Here is a 7,498-nt window from a genome sequence, read left to right as displayed (position 1 = left end):
GAATCCGGAATATCTGGATGACTATCTGCCATGGGATCCCATGGTACAGGAACGGTGCCGATGACCACTGCACTTTCAGTATAGAGGGGTAGTGGTTATTTTTCTATCCACTATCTTATTTGACGCTTACGTTTCATCCAGATAATGAGCTTGCAAAAAGTGAATAGAAACCATTCAGAAAGGAACGGATCACTTATTATAAAGTATGAGCCGTTCCTTTTTATATTCTAATGTACATCTTAGAATTTCAGGCATTTTATTTCTAGTCTGCCAATTTATCAACTGTACGATTTTCGTTCAGAATTTCAATATATACGATTGATGATTGGGGAGAATTAGGTAACTTTATAAACTGGCTGCATTCAAGTGAATAGGGGGGTATGTTTCCATTCAAATATAAAATCCCATATATACGATATACCCCTCTACAGTTCCTTCGTCTTTTCAATTACAACAGAAGTTCCATTTGCAGATATAGCAATCATATTATTAGCAAAGGTTGTATAATCAAAATCGACTCCTATTATTGCATTTCCACCTCTCGCACAAGAAGCAGTTATCATTTTTGATAGTGAAATTTCTTTTGCTTTAACAATTTTATCACTAAATGCCTCAGAAATAGAACCTAAAAAATCATCTAAAGAAGCCGAAAATTCAGACAAAAAACCTGTGCCCATAACTACTTCACCTGAAACAATACCATTATATGATATAATTTTGTACCCTTCGAAATTGTATCCAGAAGTTAATAAGTGACTGGCATTACGCTTAATGATTTCATCCATATTTTTATCTAATTTTGAAGGTTCGCTTTTCCATTTATCTTTTAATATATTTTTTCTTCTTTAGATTTTGTCCTCCAATCATCCTGAGTCACACCTGTATATCTTAGTATTTTTTTACATTCAGGACATTTAGGCCAACTACTGATTTTTGTTTCTTCTTCACTACCAGTAAAATTACAATTAGAACAAAAAACTATGTATCTTATATTTGAAACCTCCTACAGTCATTTTATCCACTCTATTATTAATTCCTCACGTTTTACCTCTAAAAATTAATGTACATCATAGAATTTCAGACACAACACCACTACCCTATCAACTTATCACCTGTAACCATTCTGTCTGAAATTCAAAGATAGACCATTGATTACAAAGCAAGAATACAGTATTTAAATAGAGCAATCCACTAAATAAATAGGGGGGTATGTTTAAATCCTACAGATATTAACCACCCTATATCACTATATCCCCCTAAGCAGAACGCCCATTCTTATTGAACCTTTTCACTGTATCCCATTAAACGTTAAAAAAGTAGCAGATTTTGGCATAACATAAAGTTATTTAAATTCACTTATATTCGGAAACAATCAAAATGAAAATATACAAATAAAGCTCTCACTTATCTCTTTCCTATTTTACATTTTTACAAAAGCATAGATTTTATAATTTCCACTAAGAAACCACTGACCACACTTTTAAATATGCTTGATAAAAAACTTTCAGAATATTTATTGAATACCTTAAACAATCCTTCTCCATCTTCTTTCATCGCACATTCAAGGGCTTCTTCAGATGCAATGTATTCTTTAGATGATTTGGGTAACTTTTCACATGCCTTTTTTAGCTCATCCTGAACTAATTGCCAATCTTTAATAAATGATGAAGCATCGAAATCATTTTCTATTACTATCGAATTAATTTCTTCCTTTCCGTAAATATTATTTGAAGCATCAGAATTATCTCCTGTAGTTATCGTGTTGACTACTTCCTTTTCATTTCCAATATTTATTGGAACACCCTCTAACGTACATTGATTGAAATCCACTTTGATCTTCTGTTTTGCATGGTTATTGATACAATGTTTCATAACTTTCATGACCTTCTCTAAAAATTTTTTATCTTCGCAATAAATGTAGTATACATGCTCAGAATTTAGATAGATAAATAAATATTTATTATCATTATCACTACTGTTTATTGCATAATATAATATATATATCATTGCAAATAAAAAAAGCAAAAATCCTAAAATTTGAATTTCTCCACTAGTTCCAATCATTCCAATTATGCCTATAACCCCCACAATAACAAACCCAACTTGAAATTTGGGTTTAGGCACTGGCTCAATATTAATATGAGAAATATTACTTATCTGTACCAATGAATCATTAAAAGAAATTGTATTATCTTCAATTTTAAAATTATCCGTTTTAATCTTTTTTCTTTCACTCAAATTTATATTGCCCCAAGTACATAATATTTTGTCAAAATTATAACTAATATGAAAAAATATGTAAATAAACAATAGTTTTTACTAACTCAACCCGTCACGCAGAATACTTTTATCTTCTCTACAAAATCCGTAAAAAATAAAGCATACCAGACTTTTACATCCGATATGCCTTATAACTCTTTACAGAAACTAACAAATAATAAACTGATTTGCTTCTACTTCAGTTAATGGCCTTCCTAACTCTTTTATATACTCTGACATTTTGCGAATATCATACATGACTCTGGCAACAGGTTTATCTACCATTCTACCATCTGATAAATGATTCTCAAAATTATAAATGTTATCATTTTTCATTGTACATTTCCCTCGCTTTCTTGTCATATATATCTACCAAACGTTTAGACGCTTCTGGATTTATCTGCATATTTGAACCAAATAATACTTCTGCATGTAATTCTTTACTATAATGCTGCACTAAATCTGTTTTGCTAATAAAAGTAACATAGCCATCATATCCTAAATCTAAACTTAATCTACTTGCTATAGAAAACAAATGTGCTCCGACACCTTTATATCTGCCCCCTAAACCTACATTCTTTGGGTTAGCTTCTGCCAATGCAACCTCTATATAACCTTTAGTTTGATTTTTATTTTTGTATTCCCTACATGCAATAAGACCTTGTGTCTGCTTGGATCCTTCAACATATAATGCATAAATAGAACAATCATTTAAATCTGGATCACTCCAATCAAAATTCCACTTTTCATATTTTTGCATTTGTGAAGCTGTTACAGATGTTATATGTTCTATTTTATCATATGTTGTATCAACATATGTATTATTTCGGTTATCTCTTAAACATGGTGTGATTTCATCAATTATAATTTCAATTTCATAATATCTCACTTCTTTTGTCCTTTTTCAGAATAATCCTATCTTTTGTTTTAATAAAAGTATATCACAAACCATATAGAAAATACAGTGTTTTTTCAATCCTAACATATATTCCAACCAGTTCAATTATATTTTCTTCCTAATCTTCCACATACGGCCTTACTTCTACTCTTAACAGCGCATCATATACCTTCTTTGGCACTTTATTTTTATATTTATCTGCCATAATCAGTATATCAGCCTGTTTATGCCTTTTATATTCTGCAAACGCTTCTTCAGGTGTATTCCAATAAGATAGTCGGATCACTTCGTCATGACCACATAGTCTAAACTCACCATAATACATCTTCATGCTGCTGTCATACCTTACACCAAGAGGTAAATCATTTCTTGCATTTCTCAATTTTGACCTATGCTTTTTACAATTAGACAACATGGTATTCAATGTTTGAGGTATGATACAACATTTATCCGGAGCATATTCCTTATTACCAGGAAATAGCAAATCTTTATCTACCGCCATAGATTCACCGTCACACTCGTAATACTCAGAAGCCCACCACTCAGCAAAAGAATCCTTGTCATATCTCCACAGATCGCACACAAATGAACCATCGTATACATCATCTCTTTTATAACACCGAATATAGATCCCATTCCAGATTGAGTATGCAGTATTAGATTTCAGTGTGATATATGGTATGTATTCCTGCTGTCTGGCTAATTCTTCTATAGTCAAATTACCACTGTTCAAGTCACGGTATTCTTTATGATCTACCCACACAAGGTTCCTGTAAAAGCAGTTTTCTATATCTCTATCAATATGCCATATCCTTTTATATTTACTGGCATTTTCAAGGAAATGCTCTGCTACTAACTTGTCTGTGTATGTTTCTATTTTCTTTTCAGTACCGCTAAGTGTAAAATGTGCATATCCTGTTTTGTGCATATAGAAATTACCATGCAGATTGTTTACTAATCTTCCATGGTTACTAATCCAGTAATTGCTTGTACCATTTACCAACACAAATACTTCGTCATCGGCAACTAATTCTATTCCTAATTTCTTAATATCCAATACACGTTTATCTGCTATGGACAGATATTCTTTAAATTCTTTTCTCTGTTCTAATTTCTTTTTACTGCTCATTGTTACTACTAATAATTCCTTTCGATATGTCTTTAGATAGCCAACACAATTTTGTGTCAGCTAATAATTGAGCATCCCGACTGTATGCTCCGAATCACTATTCATAATAAAAGAGACAATACGATTGATTCATACTGTCTCTGTAAATCAATATTCAATTTTATGTCTTCGTCCTTAAGACGATTTCACATTTCTGCGAAATCGTGATATAGCGGCACCAAAACGGGAGACGCTGATTTTTCCCCACTTGTTGGGAATATGATCCAAACCTTTTAAAGTGTTTGCTTGATTCTGTAAAAAACTCATCCCCTTATAGGCGATTGGTTTGAACCAACTGCTTTAAACTTTCACCAGACATTATATATGTTGAAATTAATTCAATTATTTTGCCGGTAAACGATATAAAACTTTGATTAATTTGAATAGTAAGGGTATTCAGTAAAGATTTGTAAGAAATAAATTTCTATTTGAAAACTCACATCTTGTGAAATTAGAAATTCTTTCGACCACTTATGATCTAACCAGAGCAAAATTTTTCCTTTTGATTTAGTTATGGACAAATCTGTCCAAATGTACAGCCGTACTTGATGTACACTTGTGTAACAACCGTACCTATAAGTACACACCAGTTCCTCACGAGAAACCACCATCTCACGGAACTACGGTGAAATACTGTATACCTAATAATTCATACCGGCAGCAACAGTTATTATGTCATAATGTCATAACTATTGCCAAAAGTGGTTACGGTTGTACATGATGTACAACGTTGTCCTCAGCGGACAACACTTTCCATATTTATGGAATCTGTCAAATAATTTTACAGTTTCGGTTTGAACCGAATTCGATAATTACATTCATTCCACAATTTTGTGGAATCAGATTACCATTTTGGGAATACGTCCACTCTCCCATAATGGGAGGTTGGTTAAACCGACATCTGAAATCTTCCTTCCAATCGGACTAATCGGTGTAAAATCATTTATTTTTAGGTATGTCGTGAAATACTACCTACCTATAATCTGCTCCGTCAATTCTGTCGAAGCCGTACTTTTCGGTACATATTGAGTATAAGTTTTACAGTACCATTTAAAATCCAGTACCCTATTTACACTTGATGTTCCAGAATCCACGACAAAATATCTTCGTATTCCTTCTTCCCATCTGCCACATCAAGTATCAAATCAACTAATTCCTTTTGTGTATATTCCAATTCATACCCATTGACTGCAAGAAAAACCAGCATAACATGAACACCAATTCTTTTGTTTCCATCTATCAAAGCATGATTCCTTACCAATCCATAGCATAATCTTGCCGCCTTTGACTGAATACTTGGATATAGTTCTTCATCACCAAAAGACTGAAACGGACTTTCAAGTGCAGAATCCAATAATCCCTGATCTCTGATGCCATCACATCCACCTGTCGATTCTATCAATTGAGCATGAAGCATCAACACCTGTTCCTTTGTCAGCCGAATCATTTTGCCAATACCTCGTAAGCTTCTCTATTCTGTGTGATCAACCGCTTTGATATGCTCACTATGTCTTCATCTGATGCTACGGAATCACTTTCAGCTTTACTAAAATCTATAACAAGATACCTTGGAACATTATTCTTTAGGATAACAGCAGTACCGTATTCATCAACCAATCTTGCTACTTTTGAAAAATTCTGGTTTGCTTCTGTAATGGAAACCATCGTATTTGTATCAATCTTCATAAAAAACATCTCCCTACATTGTATATAAATATAGTATATGTAATTTGTAGGATATATTCAACCTATTTTTATATATCAATATAATCTATATTCTTTCCAGTAACGCAAAATAACTCACGGTCAATTTTTCGACCATGAGATTCATTATCTGCTTCACCCAAATAATTTGGGTCAAGCTCTTTGTCAGCCGAAACTTTCGGTTCACCAATTTTTACAATATAATCAGGTTCTTTGAAATCACCTGTTTTACAATTTTTTGAATCCTGTCCCACACAATTCGTATTTGTCAGGGTAGGTTCTGATGAAACCTCACCCATTACAGGCATATCCAATATTTCTTCTATACTGAAATCATTCTCCATGGGAACAGGTTCTCCCCAATTGTCATCTGATATGGCATTAACAAGATTATTCTTACGTTTTTCCATATCTCTTTTTTGTTTAACTTTTCTGTTGATATAATCTACAACACATGGAATATCATCAAATAAATCCTCATTCTTGATTTTTCTCAAAATATTATCATAGAAAGCAGTTCCTTCCTCTATATTTCTCAGTTCTTTTTCATTACAAATATTCTTACCATGAATATATTTGTAAGTTTCAATCAGTTCCATATCTGAAAAATTACCTATATACCTGTTAAAATCTTTTACCAGTAAATTATAAATAGCTGCATATCTTTTATTTACCCTTGATTTTTCTGCTTTTACAAGAGTTTCCGTCTCTTTCAGATTAAAGGTTGCAACATATTCATTTGCAAACTGGATAATCCATTCTTTATCCTCATATCTGCCATAGTGGTTAGAAAAACTCATAATCTGCCCTGTTTCTTTATCCTTTTTATTCTGCGTATGACGATATGTATAAATAATCTTTTCTGTCTCAAGAATAGAATTATATTCAATAATACGTGCTTTTGTCGTTCCACACCATCCAGAAAGTGTGTCCTGTGTCATAAACCCGACAAAATCAGTATGTGCATCATAACAGGAGAAATGATCATATGTACCTTTATCATGGCAAATAGAACTAATTAGGATAATAAAATATCTCAATATGGCAAAGTTATCTTTTGGGGTGTCAATGTTCATTATCCTGTGTACTTCTTCAAGCGTAATTGCTGTATAGAATACACCCTTTTCTGAATTCTGTTCAAAATGCAGACCACTCATATCTACAATAAATTCAGTAGCAGAAATGGAATCTATCTTTTTGATCAGTCCATTTTTTACAAGTGAATTTAAAGTAAATTTAATATGATCCATATATCTTCTTGAAATCTGCAAATTACCATACAATTCAAAGACAACTGAATTATAAGTAACATACTGTAGTTCTTTTTGAGAATCATATAAACTTCTCAACGCTACATAAACAGCTACCTCATAGTCGCTTAAATTTGTATCTCTTATGACTGCATTATTTAAAAACAATTTCTTCATAATAACTTTCGTTCCTTTCAAAAATCAAAATAGAATATTGAA

Annotated in this window: 8 protein-coding genes; all 8 read right to left on the bottom strand. The window is 32.4% G+C overall.

Annotation, left to right across the window (positions count from 1 at the left end):
- Window positions 1-425: 425 nt before the first annotated feature.
- The 8 genes from D5281_RS23410 to D5281_RS23375 all read right to left on the bottom strand — a co-directional run bounded on the left by D5281_RS23410 (window position 426) and on the right by D5281_RS23375 (window position 7,456).
- Entirely contained in the window at window positions 426-785 is a 360-nt protein-coding gene (locus D5281_RS23410; protein ID WP_160562322.1) for a YbjQ family protein, read from the bottom strand.
- 643 nt (window positions 786-1,428) lie between these two features.
- Window positions 1,429-2,238 (bottom strand): hypothetical protein, encoded by an 810-nt coding sequence (locus tag D5281_RS23405; protein WP_160562321.1) that lies wholly within the window; start codon window positions 2,236-2,238, stop codon window positions 1,429-1,431.
- 189 nt (window positions 2,239-2,427) lie between these two features.
- A complete protein-coding gene (locus D5281_RS23400; protein WP_160562320.1) occupies window positions 2,428-2,595 on the bottom strand; it encodes a hypothetical protein in 168 nt (55 codons plus the stop codon).
- Window positions 2,585-3,148, bottom strand: a complete 564-nt coding sequence (locus D5281_RS23395; RefSeq protein WP_160562319.1) for a hypothetical protein — start codon at window positions 3,146-3,148, stop codon at window positions 2,585-2,587. The genes D5281_RS23400 and D5281_RS23395 overlap by 11 nt, the downstream gene beginning before the upstream one ends.
- A 127-nt stretch (window positions 3,149-3,275) precedes the next feature.
- Window positions 3,276-4,286 carry a hypothetical protein gene (locus D5281_RS23390; RefSeq protein WP_160562318.1) on the bottom strand — a complete coding sequence of 337 codons (1,011 nt, stop codon included), beginning with the start codon at window positions 4,284-4,286 and terminating at the stop codon, window positions 3,276-3,278.
- A 1,108-nt stretch (window positions 4,287-5,394) separates the two neighbouring features.
- Window positions 5,395-5,772: a type II toxin-antitoxin system death-on-curing family toxin gene (locus D5281_RS23385; protein ID WP_160562317.1), complete on the bottom strand. Its 378-nt coding sequence runs from the start codon at window positions 5,770-5,772 to the stop codon at window positions 5,395-5,397.
- Window positions 5,769-6,011 (bottom strand): type II toxin-antitoxin system Phd/YefM family antitoxin, encoded by a 243-nt coding sequence (locus D5281_RS23380; RefSeq protein WP_160562316.1) that lies wholly within the window; start codon window positions 6,009-6,011, stop codon window positions 5,769-5,771. The genes D5281_RS23385 and D5281_RS23380 overlap by 4 nt, the downstream gene beginning before the upstream one ends.
- Window positions 6,012-6,079: 68 nt before the next feature.
- Entirely contained in the window at window positions 6,080-7,456 is a 1,377-nt protein-coding gene (locus D5281_RS23375; protein ID WP_160562315.1) for a hypothetical protein, read from the bottom strand.
- Window positions 7,457-7,498: the final 42 nt, after the last annotated feature.

Origin of the sequence: Parablautia muri, assembly GCF_009917485.1 — a bacterium.
Taxonomy (GTDB): Bacteria; Bacillota; Clostridia; order Lachnospirales; family Lachnospiraceae; genus Suilimivivens; species Suilimivivens muri.
Note: the sequence above shows the minus strand (reverse complement) of the source record. Positions and strands in the feature narration are given on the sequence as shown.